Genomic DNA, 16,772 nt, shown 5'->3' on the forward strand with positions numbered 1-16,772 from the left:
GCGGCGCGTGCGGTCAGGGGGCGGTGGCCCGGCCGGCGGCGCGGTGGCAGGAGTAGAGGTGGGACTCGACGAAGTCCGCCGCCCCCAGGGCCGCGCCGACGAGAATCACCGCGGCCTGCCGCAGGCCCGCGGCCTCGACCTGGTCGGCGATGTCGGCGAGGGTGCCGCGCAGCACGAGCTCGCCCGGCTGGGTGACCTGGGACCCCACGACGACGGGGCAGGCCTCGCCGTAGTGCGGCACGAGCTCGGCAGCCAGCCGGCGGGTGTGCCGGATCGACAGGTGCAGCACGAGGGTGGCGCCCGTCGCCGCGAAGGCGGCCAGCTCCTCAGTCGCGGGCATGCGGGTGGAGTCCTGGTGCGTGCGGGTCAGCACGACTGACTGCGCGACCTCGGGCACGGTGAGCTCGCGCCCCACCAGGGCCGCCGCGGCGGCGTAGGCCGGGACTCCCGGCGTGACGTCCCACGGGACGCCCGCCGCGTCCAGGCGCCGGGTCTGCTCGGCGACGGCGGAGTAGACCGAGGGGTCGCCCGAGCAGAGCCGGGCGACGTGGTGGCCCTGGGCCGTCGCCTCGACGAGGCGCGCGGTGATCTCGTCCAGGGTGAGGTGCTGGGTGTCGACGAGGTGGGCGCCGGGCGGGCAGTGGGACAGGACCTCGGCGTCCAGGTAGGTCCCAGCGTAGAGGCAGACCTGGCTCTCGCCGAGCAGCCGGACGGCCCGCAGCGTCAGCAGGTCGCCCGCGCCGGGGCCGGCGCCGATGAAGTGGACCGTCATGCGTGGGGTTCCTTCCAGGTGCACGAGAGCTGGATGACGGGCCGCGCCGGCGTCCAGGACAGGTAGCGACCGAGGGCGGTCGCGTGCTCCACCGAGAGCCGGGTCAGGTCGCCGCCGAAACGCTGCTGCGCACGGACGAGGACGGCCTCTCCCTCGAGGGTGACCGCGTCGGCGACCAGCCGACCGCCAGGCGACAGGGCCTGCCAGGCGAGGTCCAGGAGCTCATCACTTGCTCCCCCGCCGACGAAGACGGCGTCGGGACGCGGCAGGGCGGTGCCGCCCTCGGCCACCCGGCGGAGCAGGTGGGCGCTGTCACCGTGGAGCACCTCGACACGGGCGCCGACCCCGTGCGCCCGGGCGTTGGCGCGGGCCCGGTCGGCACGCTGGGCGTCCCGCTCAACGGCGGTGCAGCCGGCCCGCGGCGCGGCCAAGCACCATTCGACACCGACGGAGCCCGAACCGGCCCCCAGGTCCCACAGGTGCGCCCCCGGCGTGGGCCGCAGCCGGGCCAGGGCGCTGGCGCGCACGTCACGCTTGGTGATCTGCCCGTCGTGGTCGAAGCAGTCCTCGGGCCGCCCAGGGACCGGGCCCCACGCCCCGGCGAGCGTCGCGGCACCGCTGCCGGTCCCGGCGAGCTGCTCCGCCGGCGGCACCTCGACCGCGCAGACGACAAGGTCAGGGGTGACCCTCCCGGCCGCGTCCTGGCCCGCCCACTCCCCCGCGGTGGCGGTGCGCGAGCCCTCCTCGGCACCCCCGAGGTGCCACAGGGCGGTGAGCCGCGCCGCGGCCAGCCCCCGCCCTGCCAGGAGGCCGCCGAGGCGCGCGGGATCCCGGCCGTCCGAGCAGAGGACCACGACCCGGGCGCCGGGGGTGAGCAGCGGGAGGACGGCCTCCAGGTCACGGCCCACGGTCGTGACGACGTCGGTGGTCTCGGCCGGCCAGCCGAGGCGGGCGCGGGCGAGGGTGTCGCTGGAGACCGCGGGGTGGATCCGGACGGTGCGCGGGCCGAGCAGTTCGAGCAGCGTCGTGCCGACGCCGGAGCGGAGCGGGTCGCCGCTGGCCAGCACGACGACGCTGCCCCGGGCGCCCGCGAGCAGGGCGGGCAGCCCCTCCCGAAGGGGACTCGGCCAGGTCCGGCGGTCCTGCCCGTCGAGGGGAGGCACGAGCGCCAGGTGGCGGGCGCCGCCGAGCAGCAGGTCGGCACCCAGCACCAGCTGGCGCTGCGTCTTGCCCAGCGCCGCCCAGCCGGCGTCCCCCAGTCCCACGACCTCGATCACGGTCCCCGAGCCTAGACGCCCGCGGGACAGGCTCCGGCGGCGGCCGCCGCGCAGACGCCGGGGTGCATCAGGTCGGCTCCGCGGCGTCGACGGCGCGCCCAGGTGGCTCCGTGACCCGCCCGGTGCTGTGGCATGCTGACCCCGACGCAGGGCGTGGAATCCGGTGAGAGTCCGGAGCGGTCCCGCCACTGTGATCCGGGGCTGGCCTTGTGCCGGGCGTCGGAAGTCAGAGCTTCGCTCCTGCGTCCCTGGTGCCGGCCCCGGCCCCAGAGAGACTCGACGCGAGCGCGGATACTCGCAGGAGGCCCGATGGTCACCCCGTCCTACCCCTTCACCGCCATCGTCGGTGCCCCGGCGCTGTCCACCGCCCTGCTCGTGGCGGCGGTCTCCCCCGAGATTGGTGGCGTGCTGGTCCGTGGCGAGAAGGGCACCGCCAAGTCCACCATCGTGCGGGCCCTCACCCGGGTCCTGCCCGCCCAGGAGGTCGTCGCCGGCTGCCGCTTCGGCTGCGACCCCGCGCAGCCGGAGACCTGCCCCGACGGGCCCCACGGGTCGGCCCCGCCCCTCACCCGCCCGGCCCGACTGGTGGAGCTGCCGGTCGGCGCCACCGAGGACCGGGTCGTCGGGTCCCTGGACCTGCGCCGCGCGCTTGGCGAGGGACGCGCGGACTACCAGCCCGGGCTGCTGGCCGAGGCGCACCGCGGCATCCTCTACGTCGACGAGGTCAACCTCCTCCACGACCACCTCGTCGACGTCCTGCTGGACGCCGCGGCGATGGGGCGCAACACCGTCGAGCGTGACGGCATCTCGATGAGCCACCCGGCGAAGTTCACCCTCGTCGGCACGATGAACCCCGAGGAGGGAGAGCTGCGCCCGCAGTTGCTCGACCGCTTCGGGCTCACTGTCGAGGTCCGCGCCAGCCGCGACCCCGACGAGCGGACCGAGGTCGTCCGCCGCCGGCTCGCCTTCGACGCCGACCCCTCCGGCTTCGCGGCCCGGTGGGCCGACGACGAGGCGGCGCTCACCGCGAGGCTGGCGCAGGCCCGTGAGCTGGCTGCACGCGTCCGCCTCGGTGACCGCGCGCTGCGGGCGATCTCCGGCATCTGCGCCGCCTTCGACGTCGACGGCCTGCGGGCCGACATCGTCACCGCCCGCGCCGCCGTCGCTCACGCCGCCCTCCACGAGCGCGAGGAGGTCACCCGCGCCGACGTGCGCGCCGCCGCGCTCCTGGCGCTCCCCCACCGCCGGCGCCGGTCCCCCTTCGACGAGCCCGGCCTGGACGAGGAGATGCTTGACCGGCTGCTCGACGAGGAGCTGCCGGACGACGACGGGCCGGACGGGCCCAAGAACGACCCCGACGACCCGGGGCACGGTCCCGGCGATGACGGGGGCGGCGGGGACCACGGGCAGAGCGGGGACCACGGGCCGAACGCTGGTGCTCCGGACGGGACGGACCAGCCGCCCCGGGACGGCGGGCCGGACACGAGCGCCGCGCCGCCGGCCGACAGTCCCGGCACTCCCGACGGCGCAGCCTCCCCGGACCCCGGTCTTCCCCCGCAGGCACCGGCCGACGACGCCGGTAGCGACGACGGTGCAGGCGCCCCGCCCCGGGCCGCCGCGCCGGTCGGAGTCGCCCCGGCCGGTAGGGCATACCGGGCCCGCAGCCTCACAGCCGGGGGACTCGGGCGCGGGTCTGCCGGGCGGCGCAGCCCCGCGCTGACCACCCGGGGACGCACGATCGGGGTGCACCCGGCGGGCCGGCCCGCACCCGGTGCGCCGGTGCACCTGCCCGCCACGCTGCGGGCCGGTGCCCTGCGCCTCGGGCGCGCCGGCCGGGCGACCGTGGCGGCCGAGGACGTGCGCTACGCCGTGACGCGCGGCAAGGAGGCCAACCTCGTGCTGCTCGTCGTCGACGCCTCCGGCTCCATGGCGGCGCGACGGCGCATGCAGGAGGTCAAGACCGCGGTGCTCTCTCTGCTCATGGATGCCTACCAGCGGCGCGACCGCGTGGGGCTGGTGACCTTCCGCGGCACCGGCGCCGAGCTCGTCGTGCCCCCGACCTCCTCGGTCGAGGTCGCGGCCGCGCGCCTGCACGAGGTGGGGCATGGCGGGCGCACCCCGCTCGCCGAAGGGCTCGTCCTGGCGCACCGCGTCGTGGCCCGGGAGCGGATCCGCGACCGGCACCAGCGGGCCCTCATCGTGCTCGTCACCGACGGCCGCGCGACCGTCGGGCGGGACGCGGTCGCGCGGGCCCGGCAGGTCGCCGACCGCTGGCCCGGCACCCACACCGTCCTCATCGACTGCGAGACCGGGCCGGTGCGCCTCGGACTGGCCGCCGACATCGCGCGCCGGATGGGCGCCGAGCACCTGCCTCTGGAGCAGGTCGCCGCCGGCTCCATCGTCGACATCGTCACCGACCGAAAGGCCGCCTGATGGCACAGGGACAGCCCCCCGTCAACCCCGGCGACGGCCGCACCACGCGGCAGCGCCGGCACAGCCCACTGCTCGTCGTCCACGCCGGCGAGGGCAAGGGCAAGTCCACCGCCGCCTTCGGCCTGGCCCTGCGGGGGTGGAACCAGGGCTGGTCGATCGGGGTCTTCCAATTCGTCAAGTCCGCCAAGTGGCGCATCGGCGAGGAGGCGGCCCTGATGGCCCTCGACCAGGTGCACCGCGACACCGGCCAGGGCGGCCCGGTGGAGTGGCACAAGATGGGCGCCGGCTGGTCCTGGTCGCGCAAGGCGGGCACCGAGGAGGACCACGCCGCCGACGCCCGTGAGGGCTGGGCCGAGGTCCGGCGCCGGCTGGCCGCCGAGCAGCACGCGCTCTACGTGCTTGATGAGTTCACCTACCCGCTGAAGTGGGGGTGGATCGACATCGAGGAGGTGCTGGAGACCCTGCGGGACCGGCCGGGCTACCAGCACGTCGTCATCACCGGGCGCGACCCCCACCCGGACCTGCTCGCGGCCGCCGACGTCGCGACCGAGATGACGAAGCTCGCCCACCCCTTCGACCGGGGACAGAAGGGCCAGAGGGGCATCGAGTGGTAGCGGCGGCCCCCGCCGCGCCTCCCACCGACCTGCCCAGGGTGGTGGTCGCCGCCCCGGCCTCGGGGCAGGGCAAGACGACCGTGTCGGTCGGGCTGATGGCGGCCCTCACCGCGCGCGGGCTCACCGTCGCCCCCGGCAAGGTCGGACCGGACTACATCGACCCTGGCTACCACGCGCTCGCCACCGGCCGCCCCGGACGCAACCTCGACCCGTGGCTCGTGGGTGCCGAGCGGGTGCCGGGGCTGCTGGTCCACGCAGCGCGCACGCCGACGGTCGCCGACCTCAGCGTGGTGGAGGGGGTCATGGGCCTCTTCGACGGGCGCAACGGGACCGACGGCGAGTCCTCCACAGCCCACGTCGCCCGGCTCCTGGGTGCACCGGTCGTGCTCGTCGTCGACGCGGGCCACGCCTCGGGGACGGTCGCTGCGACCGTCCACGGCCTGCGGACCTTCGACCCGCGCGTGCAGGTCGCCGGGGTCGTCCTCAACCGCACCGGCTCGCCGGGGCACGCGGCGGAGGTCACCCGCTGGGTCGAGCAGCTGGGCCTGCCCGTGCTCGGCGCGCTGCCACGTGACGCCGCCATCAGCGCCCCCTCCCGGCACCTGGGGCTCGTCCCCGCCGCCGAGCGCGCGGACGCCGCGGCCGCGCTGGAGCGGCTCGCGGAGCGGACGGCCCGTCACATCGACCTCGACGCCGTCCTCGACATCGCCCGTTCGGCTCCCCCGCTCGACGCCGAACCGTGGTCGCCGGAGGCCGGGTCGGTCGCCGGCCGGGGTGGTCGCCGCCCGGTCGTCGCCGTCGCCGGAGGTCGCGCCTTCACGTTCCGGTATGCCGAGACCGAGGAGCTCCTGCGCGCGGCGGGATGCGACGTCGTCACCCTCGACCCCGCCGTCGACCGGGCGCTGCCGGCCGGCGTCGCCGGGCTCTACCTCGGCGGCGGCTTCCCGGAGGTGCACGCCGCGGCGCTGTCGACCAACACCGGCCTGCTCGCCGACCTGCGCGACGCCGTAGCGGCCGGCCTGCCGACGGTCGCCGAATGCGCCGGCCTGCTCTACCTGACCGAGTCGGTCGACGGCCACCCGTTCGCCGGGGTCGTGCCGGCCGCGGCGGCGATGGCGCCGCGGCTCACGCTGGGCTACGCGGGCGCCCGCACCGCCACCGACTCCGTGCTCGGCCCGGCCGGCACGACCGCGACCGGCCATGAGTTCCACCGCACGGTCACCGACCCGGCGTCCGGCCAGCAGTCGGGCCGCCGTGGAGCGGGGGCCGCCTGGACGTCCGAGCGCGGACCGTCCGGCTTCGCCCTCGACCCCGCCGGCACCGGCCGGGCCACCGTGCACGCGGCCTACCTGCACACCCACTGGGCCGGGCACCCACATCTGGCGCGGAGCTTCACGCAGGCCGTCGCCGAGCACGACCACGCCGGACTCGCCGACCGTGTCCTCCCCCCGCGCCCCTCACCCGCCCCCACCGGAGGCGCGGAAGCCGGTGTCGTGCAGGGCGGTGTCGCGGAAGCCCTCGCCCCGGCGGCCACCGACGGCACCGACCTGACGCACCACGGCGACCGGGAGACCGCCCCCGACCTGGTTGACCTCGCCGTCAACGTCCGCCTGCCCGAGCCGCCCGCCTGGCTGGCCGAGGTCGTCGCCAGCACCACGCGGCAGCTCGCGGCATACCCGGACCCTGCCCCCGCCCGGGCCGCCCTCGCGCGCCGGCACGGCGTGGCGGAGGACCTGGTGCTGCCGACGGCGGGCGCCGCAGAGGCCTTCACGTTGCTCGCGCGGGCGGGTCTTGGAGCTCGGGCGCTCGTCGTGCACCCGCAGTTCACAGAGCCCGAGGCGGCCGTGCGCCGGGCGGGGCTGGACGTGGAGCGGCACCTGCTCGACCCCGGCGACGGCTTCCGGCTCCACCCCCAGGCCGTGGGACAGGCCGACCTGGTCCTCGTCGGCAACCCGACCAACCCCACGGGCGTGCTGCACCCCGCGCGAACCCTGCGCGACCTCCACGCCCGCACCGGCGGGGTGCTCGTCGTCGACGAGGCCTTCCTTGACGAGGTGGTCGACGGCGAGCGCGAGAGCCTGATCGCGCCCTCCATGCCGGAGGTGCTCGTCCTACGCAGCCTGACGAAGACCTGGGGCCTGGCGGGCCTGCGGGTCGGCTACGTCGTCGGGGACCCGGCCCTCGTCGCGCGACTCGCGGCGCAGCAGCCGCCGTGGTCAGTGAGCACCCCCGCACTGGCCGCCATGGTCGCCACCGCCGCGCCCTCCGCGCTGGCCGAGGCCGGGCGGCTGGCCCTGGAGCTCGAGCCGTGGCGGCGCCACCTCGCCGCCGGGCTCGGGGCGCTGGGCGTCGAGGTGGTGCCCTCCGAGGCGCCGTTCCTGCTCGCCCGCGTCGGCCGCGGCGTCCGGGAGGCCCTCCGGGCCCGGGGGTATGCCGTGCGCCGCGGCGACACCTTTCCCGGCCTGGACGCCACCTGGGCGCGCATCGCCGTGCGGGACCCCCTGACCATCGACGGCCTGCTGCGCGAGCTGCGTGCGGTGCTGGCCGACCGGGCGGTCACGCCCGCCCGCGACCTTCCGCAGGAGGACTAGTGCAGACCGAGCCCACCGCGGGGTGGCCCCTACCCGGCCGACCCGAGTCGGCGCTGGTCACCCGACCCGGCCCCCGGGCCAGTGAGACGGTGCACGCACTGCTCGACCGCGGCCTGCGGGTCACCGTGGCCACCGGCTCCCCCGACGCGCGCCTGCGCGACCTGGCGGGGCGCGGCCTAGTGGCCCTGGCGGACCCCGGCGCCACAGACCTTGCGGACTTCGATGTCGTCATCCGGGACACCGCGCACCTGCACGGAGGCGACGCCGACGCACCTGGCCGGTGCGACGCCCAGCCTGGACGGCAGCGCGGCGAGGTGCTGCTCGTCGGCGGTGGGCCCGGTCCCCTCGGCCTGCTGACGCTCGCCGGCGCCGAGGCGCTGCGCGCCGCCGACGTCGTCGTCTACGACCGGCTGGCGCCCTTGGGCGCCCTCGACCTCGCCCCCGCCGACGCCGAGCGGGTGCCGGTCGGCAAGATCCCGCGCGGGGAGTTCACCCCGCAGGAGCAGATCAACGCGATCCTGGTGGACCGTGCCCGGCAGGGCGCCACGGTCGTGCGGCTCAAGGGCGGGGACAGCTTCGTCTTCGGCCGCGGGGGCGAGGAGTGGCTCGCGTGCGCGAGTGCCGGGATCCCCGTCCGGGTTGTCCCCGGGGTGACGTCGGCGGTCGCCGTGCCCGGCCTGGCGGGCGTGCCGGTGACCCACCGCGCGGTCACGCCGGGCTTCGTCGTCGTCTCTGGACACGTCGGTCCGGACGACCCCCGCAACCAAGTGGATTGGGCGGCCCTGGCCGGGGCCGGCCTGACGATCGTGGTGCTCATGGGCGTGGCGACGCTGGCCGCGATCGCGGAGCGGCTCGTCGTCTGCGGGCTGCCCGGCGACACGCCCGCCGCCGTCGTCGCCGACGGCGGCCTGCCCTCACAGCGACAGGTGACCGCGCCGCTGGAGCAGGTCGCCCAGGCCGCCCAGCAGGCGGGGCTCGGAGCACCGGCGGTGGCCATCATCGGCCCCACCGTCGCGGCGTTGACGCCCGGCTGAGCCGGGCGCTACGAAGATGTCGCGCCACGCGAGACTATCGGCACCAGCCCGCCAATTGTGCTGCGCCACCACGCTCTGCAGGGACGGAGGAGCAAGACCGCATGTGCAGTCCGGCCGAGGCTGACCGCTCGGTCTGCGATGCCGACACCCGACGGGAGTGAGCGGCACACCTATATCAGGGTTTCAGGCGGTCACCGCTCCGCCCACCGTACTGAGCCCCTTCCGCCCGCACCAAGGCACGGGCCACGGCCACGGCCAGACCCAGCAGGGCACGCTGTGCCACCAGGTGTCGGCGAGGCGCTGCTGGGCCGGTGGGTCGCGGCTCAGCGGGCCAGGATGGATGATCCGCCTGGTGCGCGGGATCCGACGAGGGCGCCGAGCTGGAGCGGCTGCGGACTGAGACTCCTCTGCTGCAGATCGGCAGTGGGTTCCAAGAAGGCAGCGGCAGAACGTCGCAGGTAGTGAGGGTCAGCGGGGGTTTGGGCACCACGGTGAAGAACAGGTTGAGGTCGTACACCTGCGCGATCCGTGTTCGATCGGACACGAGCCTCGGTGAATTCCAAGTACTCATCAACCAGTCATTCGCCCAGCGGGGGCGCCGGCCTGCGCGCGGGCGGCGACCTCGTGTCACCGACAGACGGTTGCCAGGTTATGCGGCACACCAAGACCCGCGATATCTGTGGGCCGGCTGGCAGGAGCCCAGTTCGGCCGTGGCGCCGCTCTTCACCTTTCCGCTTGAGGGTCAGCGAGATGCGGCATACGGGGGGCGCGAGACCTGGGCGGCGAGGTAGCGCTCGCGGAGCGGAGCGTCGGCCGCGAGCGCGACGACCGTGAGAGCCATGGCCTTCGCGGAGTCGACCGCAGCGTCGACCGCCTCCGACGTGGACGCCGCGGCGGCGAACTCGGCCGTATGCAGTGACGCGTCGGTGCCGCGGATGCTGACAGTGGGATGCAGACTCGGGACATATCTCGAGACGTTGCCCATGTCTGTCGAGCCGCCAGGCACGGGCTGGTCGGCAGGGTCGAGCGGTCGACCAATCTGGGCCATCGCCTCGGCGAAAAGGAGCGTGAGACCGGCATCCTGCTCTACCTGCTCGTACAGCGGTTCTGTCTCGGTGATCTCGACCGTGCAGCCGGTCGCGATCGCCGCGCCTTGGAAGCAGTCGCGTACGCGCGCCTCCACCGCCGCTTCAGCCTCGACGTCGGGGCCGCGCACCTCGAAGTCGACCACGGAGAGTGCGGGGATGATGTTCGTCGCGACGCCGGCCTCGCGGATGAACGCGCTCAGGCGCATCCCGTCGGGGACCTGCTGGCGCAGCATCCCGATCGCGACGAGCGAGAGCGCAGCAGCGTCGCCGGCGTTGACGCCCTTCTCGGGGGCGGCGGCGGCGTGCGACGCACGACCGCGGAATGTCGCACGCAGGCGATGCACTGCACTGCGGTCAACTCGGTCGGGCCAGCGGTCGGGGCCGCTGGAGGGGTGGACCATGAGCGACACGGTTGCCGTATCCCAGGCGCCGCGCTCAAGCATCAACTGCTTGCCCGCGCCGTGCTCCTCGGCGGGCGTTCCAAGCAGCACCACACGAACGCCCAGCATGTCGGCGAGCGGCGCAAGCGCGATCATGGCGCCCAGGGCGCCAGCTGCGATGACGTTGTGCGCGCACGCGTGCCCGATCTCGGGCAGTGCGTCGTACTCGGCGCACAGCACGACCTCGAACGGCCCCGATCCGGCGACCGCGCGGAAGGCGGTCGACAGATCGTGCACACCCGTCTCGACCGCGACCCCCTGCCCCTCCAGCACTGCTGACAACCGGGCGACGGCGCGGTGCTCGGCGAACGAGAGCTCAGGGTCGGCGTGCAGCGCATGTACGACCTCCGCCAGAAGCGGGCGCACGGCATCGACGGCTTGGAGCACGAGTGCGCGCGGAGTGCCAGTCATGAGAACTCGCCCGGGAAGTGGCATTCGGCAGAGTGGGTCGCTTTCAGGTCGATACGCGGCGGGGGGACTTCGGCGCAGATGTCGCGGGCGATCGGGCAGCGCGTCCGGAACCGGCAGCCGCTCGGCAGGTCGGTCGCACTTGGCGGGTCACCGGCGAGCACGACGCGCTCGCGGAGAGCATCGGCGGTGCCGGCCTCGGGCGAGGCAGAGATGAGAGCAGTCGTGTACGGATGCAGGGGATTGGCGAACAGCGCGTCAGTTGGGCCGATCTCGACGATACGTCCGAGATACATGACAGCGACCCGTTGTGCGACCTGGCGGACGATCGGCAGGCCGTGCCCGATGAAGAGGTAGGTGAGCGACAGACGCTCGCGCAGCTCGACCAGCAAGTTCGAGATCTGCGCCTGCACCGACACGTCGAGGGCGGAGACCGGCTCGTCCGCGAGGATGAAGGCCGGGTTCACCGCGATCGCCCGGGCGATGCCGATGCGCTGCCGCTGACCTCCGGACAGCGACTTCCCGCCCGAATCAGCCCGAGCGGGGTCGAGACCCACGAGCTCGAGCAGCTCGGCGACGCGTTCTCTGCGTGCGCGACCGCGCAGGCCCTCGAACACGGCGAGCGGTTCACCTATGACCTCGCCCACCGTCATCCGCGGGTCGATCGAGCCCACGGGATCCTGAAAGACGACCTGCATGTTGCGCCGGAGCGGGCGCAGGCGGCGGTCGGGCAGATGAGTGATGTCCTGGCCGTCAAAACGCACGGTCCCCTCGGTGACCTCGAGCAGGCGCACGGCGAGTCGCCCGAGGGTTGACTTGCCCGATCCGGACTCGCCGACCAGTCCGACCGTCTCACCACGGGCGATGTCGAGCGACACATCGTCGACGGCACGGAGCGTCGCGTGCCGGGTGCGCAGCGCCTTGGTCTGCGAGATGCGGTAGTGCTTCGACACCGACCGCAAGCTCACGAGCGCATCTGACGACCCGGGCACGGCGGAGGCGGTGCGGGCGTCGAGGCTCATGAGGTGCTCCAGTCCTGGAGGTGACGTTCCTGTCCGGGGTGCCAACACGCAGTGTCGCGGCCGGCGACCGGCGCCAACGGCGGGTCGAGTTCGGCGCACTTCGCGGTGGCCATTGGACATCGTGGATGAAAGGCGCAGCCACTGGGCAACTGCGAGGGGTGCGGCACCGCCCCGCCGATGGTGGGAAGGATGGTGCGGCGTTCGCCCGCGAGGCTCGGGATGCACGCGAGCAGCCCACGTGTATACGGGTGCTGGCCACTGTCGAAGATCTCCGGGGGGGTGCCGTACTCGACCACGCGCCCGGCGTACATGACCGCGATGCGGTCGGCGAGGCGCGCCGCGACACCCATGTCATGGGTGACTAGGAGCATCGACATGTCGCGCTCTCGGCGCACGTGCTCGACGAGGTCAAGGATCTGCGCCTGGATGGTGACATCGAGCGCCGTCGTCGGCTCATCGGCGATCAGGAGGCGGGGCTTTCCGGCCAGGCCCATCGCGATCATGACGCGCTGGCACATGCCACCCGACAGCTGGAACGGATAGCTGCGCAGTACCCGGTCGCCGTCGCGGATGCCCACGTCGGCGAGCAGTCGTTCCATGTGCGGGCGCATGCCGCCCTCGACCTTGGCGCCAGCACGCACGAGCGACTCACGCAGCTGCGACTCGACGGTGTAGACGGGGTCTAGGGAGCTCATCGGCTCCTGGAAGATCATCGACATCTCGGTGCCGCGGAGGGCCCGGAAGCGGTTCTCCGGCATACCGATAAGTTCCTGGCCGTCGTAGCGAAGCGAGCCCGAGACGCTCATCGCGCGATCGCGCTGGGTGAGCCCCATGATCGTGCGTGCCAGCACCGACTTGCCCGAGCCCGACTCCCCGACAAGGCACACGATCTCGCCCGCGCCGATGGCGAGTGATCCTTCGCGCACGAGCGCGATGGAGCGGCCGTTCTTGCGCACCTCGACGCGCACGCCGTCGAGCTCGAGGAGAGGTGTGGTGCTCATTCGGTGTCCAGACGGTCGCGAAGCCAGTCGCCGAGAATGCTCAGCGCGATGACGGTCAGAGTGAGGATGACGCCGGAGATGGTGGTGATCCACCACGCGACGTTGAGGAAGGGCTGGCCGCGGGCGATCGTCGTCCCCCAGTCGGGGATGCCGCTCGAGGCTCCGGCGCCGAGGAAACTCAGAGCCGCGGCGGCCACGATCGACGAGCCGATCTCGATCGTGGCTAGCACGATGATGGGCGCCAGCGAGTTGGGCAGGATATGGGTGCGGAGAATCCTGCCGTGCGAGAGCCCAGTGGCGCGAGCCGCCTCGATGAACAGCCGGGACCTCACCGAAATCACCTGGCTGCGCATGACCCGCGCGAACGACGGAATGTTCCCGACGCCGACTGCGATAATGATGTTCCGCACGCTGGGCCCGAGTGCGGCGGCGATCACGAGGGCCAGCAGGATGCCGGGGAAACACATCAGGATGTCGATGAGCCGACCGATCACCATGTCGAGGCGGCCGCCCCAGTAGCCGGCGATCATGCCGATGCTGCCCCCGATGATAAGAGAGAGCACCGTAGCCGCGAGCCCGATGAAGATCGAGATACGGGCGCCGTGCACGAGCAGTTCGAAGACGCTGCGGCCGAACTGGTCGGTGCCGAGCAGGGTGGCTCCCGGCGCCTGAAGGATCCGGTCGGGCTGGATTTGCAGCGGGTCGCCCGGTGCGATGACGTTCGGGACGAGAACGCAGGCAAGGATCGCGACAAGCCACGCCACGGCGAGGATGAGCACGACGCGTGCCGCAGAGGCGCCGCGAAACAGCGAGCGGCGTCCCGCGTCCGCGGTAGTGAGGTTCTCGGCAAGGACGGTCATAGTTCCTCCGTGCTCACCGTCGGGCCCCGACCACGGCGCTCCGCACGCGCGGGTCGATGTAGGCATAGGAGAGGTCGACGACGATGTTGATGACGATGTAGATCACGGCGATCACGAGCACTACGCCTTGGATCACCGGGAAGTCGTTGTTGGCGACCGCCTGCACGAGCACCTGCCCCAGCCCGCGCCGGGCGAAGACTGTCTCGACGATGACCGCGCCAGCTATCAGTGCGCCGAGCTGGAGGCCCAGCACCGTGACCGCGGGGATGACCGCGTTGCGCAGCACGTGCTTGACCATGACCACCCGGGGGCGCAGGCCCTTCGCGTAGAGCGCCAGCACGAAGCTGTCATCCATCGTCTCGATCAGGCTGTTGCGCACCACGCGGGCGATGACGCCCGATGCGGACAGACCCAGGGTGATCGCGGGCAGGATAAGGAACTTCAGGCCGTCCGTTCCGGTCGCCGGCAGTAGTCGCAGCCCGAACGCGAAGATGACGATGAACACCAGCCCCAGCCAAAAGTTCGGCATGGCGGTGAACACGAGGCTCAGCACGCGGATGAGGGTGTCGGGCCAGCGGTCGCGCTGGATAGCCGCGAGTGCTCCGAGACTGATCCCCACGACGGCGGAGACGAGCGCCGCCGCCGACGCGAGGATGAGCGTGGGAGCGATCTGGCTGGCGATCATGCTCCCGACGGTCTGACGCGTGACGTACGACGTACCGAGGTCGCCGGTGAAGATCGACCCGAGGAAGTGCAGGTACTGGATGAAGGGCGGGTCGTCGAGGCCGAACTGCTCGCGCAGTGCGTCGGCGACCTCGTCACTGCCCTGGGACACGCCGATGAGGACCGAGACCGGGTCACCCGGCAGGAGCCGAAGCGCTACGAACAGAATGACCGTGACGCCCAGCAGGGTGGGGATCGCCGCAAGCAGGCGGCGCACGACATAGCGGGGCATCACGGTCTCCAGTGGCGGTGTTGGTCCTCGAGCGGATCAGCTCGAGGGCAGTTGCACGTCGTACAGCATCGGGTAGCCGATGCTGAAGGACAAACCCGTGATGCCGGCCTTGCTGGCGATGGTGTAGACGGGCACGTACATCCCGATCGTGTAGGCGTTCTCGATCACAATGTCCTGCACCTCTTCATAGATTGCGGCACGGGCGTCTGCGTCGGTCTCGGTGCGGCCCTCGGCCAGGAGTGCGTCCAACTCGGAGTCCTCAATGTGACTGAGGTTGAACGTCGCCTGCTCGGGCGTGGGGATGTTCGAGCTGAGAAGGGTGTTCGCCAGCACGTTCGGGTCCGCATTGCTATAGCTGAGCGTCGCCAGCGCGTAGTTGCTGTTCTGGCGGTCCGCCTGCAGCGGCGCGTTCGCCTGGAACGCGAGGTCGACCTCGATGCCGACGTCGGCGAGGTTGGCCGCGATGAACGAGCCGTAGTCCTGCTTCTTCTGCACGCTCGGGTCCGACTCGATGTAGCGCAGGACCAGACGCTCGCCGTTCTTCTCGCGGATGCCGTCAGCTCCTTCGATCCAGCCGGCCTCCTCGAGCAGCTCGGCCGCGAGCTCGGGGTCGTACTCATACGCGCCCTCAGCCGAGTCGGAGTAACCCGGGGTCACCGGGGTCAGCAGGCCCCACGCGTAGTCGTACGCGCCGAAGTACAGAGACTGCACGGCGGTCTCCCAATCGACGGCCGCGCGGATGGCCTTGCGCACGTTGACGTCGTCCAGACCGGGCTGAGACTGGTTGAGGAACAGTTGCGCGGTGGTGCCGGGCTGTGGCTCGCTCAGCAGGTCGAGCGTGGTGTCGGCGTCGACCGCGGTGAACTCGGTTTCCGGCACCACACCGATCATGTCGACCTCACCCGCGCGAAGCGACCCGATGCGCACGGTGGCGTCGGGGATGATCTGGAAGACCAGCTTGTCAAGGTAGGCGGGGCCTTGGTGGGCAGCGGTTGCCGGACCCCACTGGTAGTCCTCGTTGCGCACCATCGTGACTCGGTCGTTCGGGGTGTAGGACTCAACGACGAACGGACCCGACCCGACGGGCGCCTGCGCGAACTCGGCCGCGCCCATGGTCTCCACCGCGGCGGGCGAGGCGATGCCGAGGAACGTCGACGAGGCATAGTTGAGGAACGGCACGAACGGCTCGGTGAGCGAGATCGTCGCCGTGAACTCCTCGGTGGCCTCGCACCCGGCGTACGGGCCGAGCATTGGCTTAGCCCCGAGCGACCCGTTGGCCGGGTCGGCGATGCGATCGAAGTTGAAGCACACGGCCTCCGCGTTCAACGGAGTGTCGTCACTGAACATGACGTCGTCGCGAAGAGTGAAGACGTACTGCTCACCATCGTCCGACACCTCCCACTCCTCCGCTAGCCAGGGCTGGACGGCGCCATCGGCGTCGAGCGAGACGAGCGAGTCGACGACCTGGCGCAGGACGCGACCTTCCTGCGCCGCGCCAGCCAGGTTTGGGTCGAGCGAGTTCAGCGGGGTGTCGAGCGCGTAAGTGAGGGTGCCGCCTTCGGCGGGCCCGGCGGTCGAGCCACCGTCTCCTGGCGCGCTGCATCCGGTGATGGTCGCAGCCGTGACCATGAAGGCCGCGGCGCCGAGGGACCGGCGGGAAGGTGTGATCACGGATGCTCCTAATGAGTCGGGAAGGGGTCGGGCGCGGCGAGCGCGGCTCGGGTGCTCGCTCACGCTAAGGGATCGATTCATCCGATGACTATCCGATCCGACGGACCGAAACCAAATCGTGACCTTCGGGCGACAACCCCGCACCATGCGGACGTTCCGAGGTACCGCGCCTGAGGCTCGCGCATCGAGAGCACCACCCAACGGTCCTCGTTGAGGACAGAGATCCGATGACTGATCCGATTTGAGTTCCTGCGCGTCGCGCAGAAGGACGACAGCTTCGGTGTGGGGTGCACCGCGGCCCCTCGGCGGAGGACATCGCCTCCGGGTAGGTCTCGTATCCACCCGCGCTCGGGCGGGCGCGGGTGGATGGCGGTGGCGTCATCGACCATCACGCCACCGCCCTTGGGTCGTCGGATGTTACGGGGCGTCGCGCGCGGACGCCCCGTGTCACATCGGAAGGGTAGACAGCGGTTTCGATGGAGCGATCCTTGCATCCCCATGCACCGGAGGCAACCAGACGACACGCTGCCCGCGACCGATACGTAGATCAAAGTCGCTGCTATTAGTCATATTGATCATTTTCCTCCTCCTTTGTGGCAAGTTTTT

The 16,772-nt window shown here is 72.4% G+C and carries 12 protein-coding genes and 1 riboswitch; of the genes, 4 read left to right on the forward strand and 8 right to left on the reverse strand.

The genetic code is table 11. The annotated features are described in order from the left end of the window. Nucleotides 1–13: 13 nt before the first annotated feature. Both FY030_RS12840 and cbiE read right to left on the reverse strand, forming a co-directional pair. Entirely contained in the window at nt 14–772 is a 759-nt protein-coding gene (locus tag FY030_RS12840) for a cobalt-precorrin-4/precorrin-4 C(11)-methyltransferase (protein WP_158061846.1), read from the reverse strand. Then, nucleotides 769–2,049: a precorrin-6y C5,15-methyltransferase (decarboxylating) subunit CbiE gene (cbiE, locus tag FY030_RS12845; RefSeq protein ID WP_158061847.1), complete on the reverse strand. Its 1,281-nt coding sequence runs from the start codon at nt 2,047–2,049 to the stop codon at nt 769–771. The genes FY030_RS12840 and cbiE overlap by 4 nt, the downstream gene beginning before the upstream one ends. A gap of 155 nt (nt 2,050–2,204) precedes the next feature. Beyond that, nucleotides 2,205–2,344, forward strand: a riboswitch (cobalamin riboswitch). A 14-nt stretch (nt 2,345–2,358) separates the two neighbouring features. Here cbiE and FY030_RS12850 point away from each other — a divergent pair. Genes FY030_RS12850 through cobA form a run of 4 tightly spaced genes read left to right on the forward strand, consistent with a single transcriptional unit; the run spans nt 2,359 to nt 8,721 of the window. Then, on the forward strand, nt 2,359–4,482 hold the full coding sequence (locus tag FY030_RS12850; protein ID WP_158061848.1) for a magnesium chelatase subunit D family protein: 2,124 nt from the start codon (nt 2,359–2,361) through the stop codon (nt 4,480–4,482). After that, entirely contained in the window at nt 4,482–5,096 is a 615-nt protein-coding gene (cobO, locus tag FY030_RS16420; protein WP_192498602.1) for a cob(I)yrinic acid a,c-diamide adenosyltransferase, read from the forward strand. The genes FY030_RS12850 and cobO overlap by 1 nt, the downstream gene beginning before the upstream one ends. 38 nt (nt 5,097–5,134) lie before the next feature. Then, on the forward strand, nt 5,135–7,687 hold the full coding sequence (locus FY030_RS12855) for a bifunctional hydrogenobyrinic acid a,c-diamide synthase/histidinol phosphate aminotransferase CobBC (protein WP_238348304.1): 2,553 nt from the start codon (nt 5,135–5,137) through the stop codon (nt 7,685–7,687). Further along, the gene (cobA, locus tag FY030_RS12860; protein WP_202879703.1) at nt 7,687–8,721 is read left to right on the forward strand and encodes a uroporphyrinogen-III C-methyltransferase; all 1,035 of its coding nucleotides are present in this window, start codon (nt 7,687–7,689) and stop codon (nt 8,719–8,721) included. The genes FY030_RS12855 and cobA overlap by 1 nt, the downstream gene beginning before the upstream one ends. Nucleotides 8,722–9,463: 742 nt before the next feature. Here the strand turns inward: cobA and FY030_RS12865 are convergent. Genes FY030_RS12865 through FY030_RS12890 form a run of 6 tightly spaced genes read right to left on the reverse strand, consistent with a single transcriptional unit; the run spans nt 9,464 to nt 16,229 of the window. Next, a complete protein-coding gene (locus tag FY030_RS12865) occupies nt 9,464–10,660 on the reverse strand; it encodes a M20 family metallopeptidase (protein WP_192498604.1) in 1,197 nt (398 codons plus the stop codon). Beyond that, nucleotides 10,657–11,679, reverse strand: a complete 1,023-nt coding sequence (locus tag FY030_RS12870) for an ABC transporter ATP-binding protein (RefSeq protein WP_158061851.1) — start codon at nt 11,677–11,679, stop codon at nt 10,657–10,659. The genes FY030_RS12865 and FY030_RS12870 overlap by 4 nt, the downstream gene beginning before the upstream one ends. After that, nucleotides 11,676–12,647 (reverse strand): ABC transporter ATP-binding protein, encoded by a 972-nt coding sequence (locus FY030_RS12875; RefSeq protein WP_192498605.1) that lies wholly within the window; start codon nt 12,645–12,647, stop codon nt 11,676–11,678. The genes FY030_RS12870 and FY030_RS12875 overlap by 4 nt, the downstream gene beginning before the upstream one ends. A gap of 29 nt (nt 12,648–12,676) precedes the next feature. After that, nucleotides 12,677–13,540 carry an ABC transporter permease gene (locus FY030_RS12880; protein WP_192498606.1) on the reverse strand — a complete coding sequence of 288 codons (864 nt, stop codon included), beginning with the start codon at nt 13,538–13,540 and terminating at the stop codon, nt 12,677–12,679. A 13-nt stretch (nt 13,541–13,553) separates the two neighbouring features. After that, a complete protein-coding gene (locus tag FY030_RS12885) occupies nt 13,554–14,495 on the reverse strand; it encodes an ABC transporter permease (RefSeq protein WP_158061854.1) in 942 nt (313 codons plus the stop codon). Nucleotides 14,496–14,531: 36 nt separating this feature from the next. Then, on the reverse strand, nt 14,532–16,229 hold the full coding sequence (locus FY030_RS12890) for an ABC transporter substrate-binding protein (protein ID WP_192498607.1): 1,698 nt from the start codon (nt 16,227–16,229) through the stop codon (nt 14,532–14,534). Nucleotides 16,230–16,772: the final 543 nt, after the last annotated feature.

Origin of the sequence: Ornithinimicrobium pratense (assembly GCF_008843165.1) — a bacterium.
GTDB lineage: Bacteria > Actinomycetota > Actinomycetes > Actinomycetales > Dermatophilaceae > Ornithinicoccus > Ornithinicoccus pratensis.

Coding starts and splice junctions, on each gene's coding strand:
- cobO (WP_192498602.1), top strand. CDS start 4,482: ATGGCACAGGGACAGCCCCCCGTCAACCCCGGCGACGGCCGCACCACG.
- FY030_RS12840 (WP_158061846.1), bottom strand. CDS start 772: ATGACGGTCCACTTCATCGGCGCCGGCCCCGGCGCGGGCGACCTGCTG.
- FY030_RS12870 (WP_158061851.1), bottom strand. CDS start 11,679: ATGAGCCTCGACGCCCGCACCGCCTCCGCCGTGCCCGGGTCGTCAGAT.
- FY030_RS12880 (WP_192498606.1), bottom strand. CDS start 13,540: ATGACCGTCCTTGCCGAGAACCTCACTACCGCGGACGCGGGACGCCGC.
- FY030_RS12850 (WP_158061848.1), top strand. CDS start 2,359: ATGGTCACCCCGTCCTACCCCTTCACCGCCATCGTCGGTGCCCCGGCG.
- FY030_RS12885 (WP_158061854.1), bottom strand. CDS start 14,495: ATGCCCCGCTATGTCGTGCGCCGCCTGCTTGCGGCGATCCCCACCCTG.
- FY030_RS12865 (WP_192498604.1), bottom strand. CDS start 10,660: ATGACTGGCACTCCGCGCGCACTCGTGCTCCAAGCCGTCGATGCCGTG.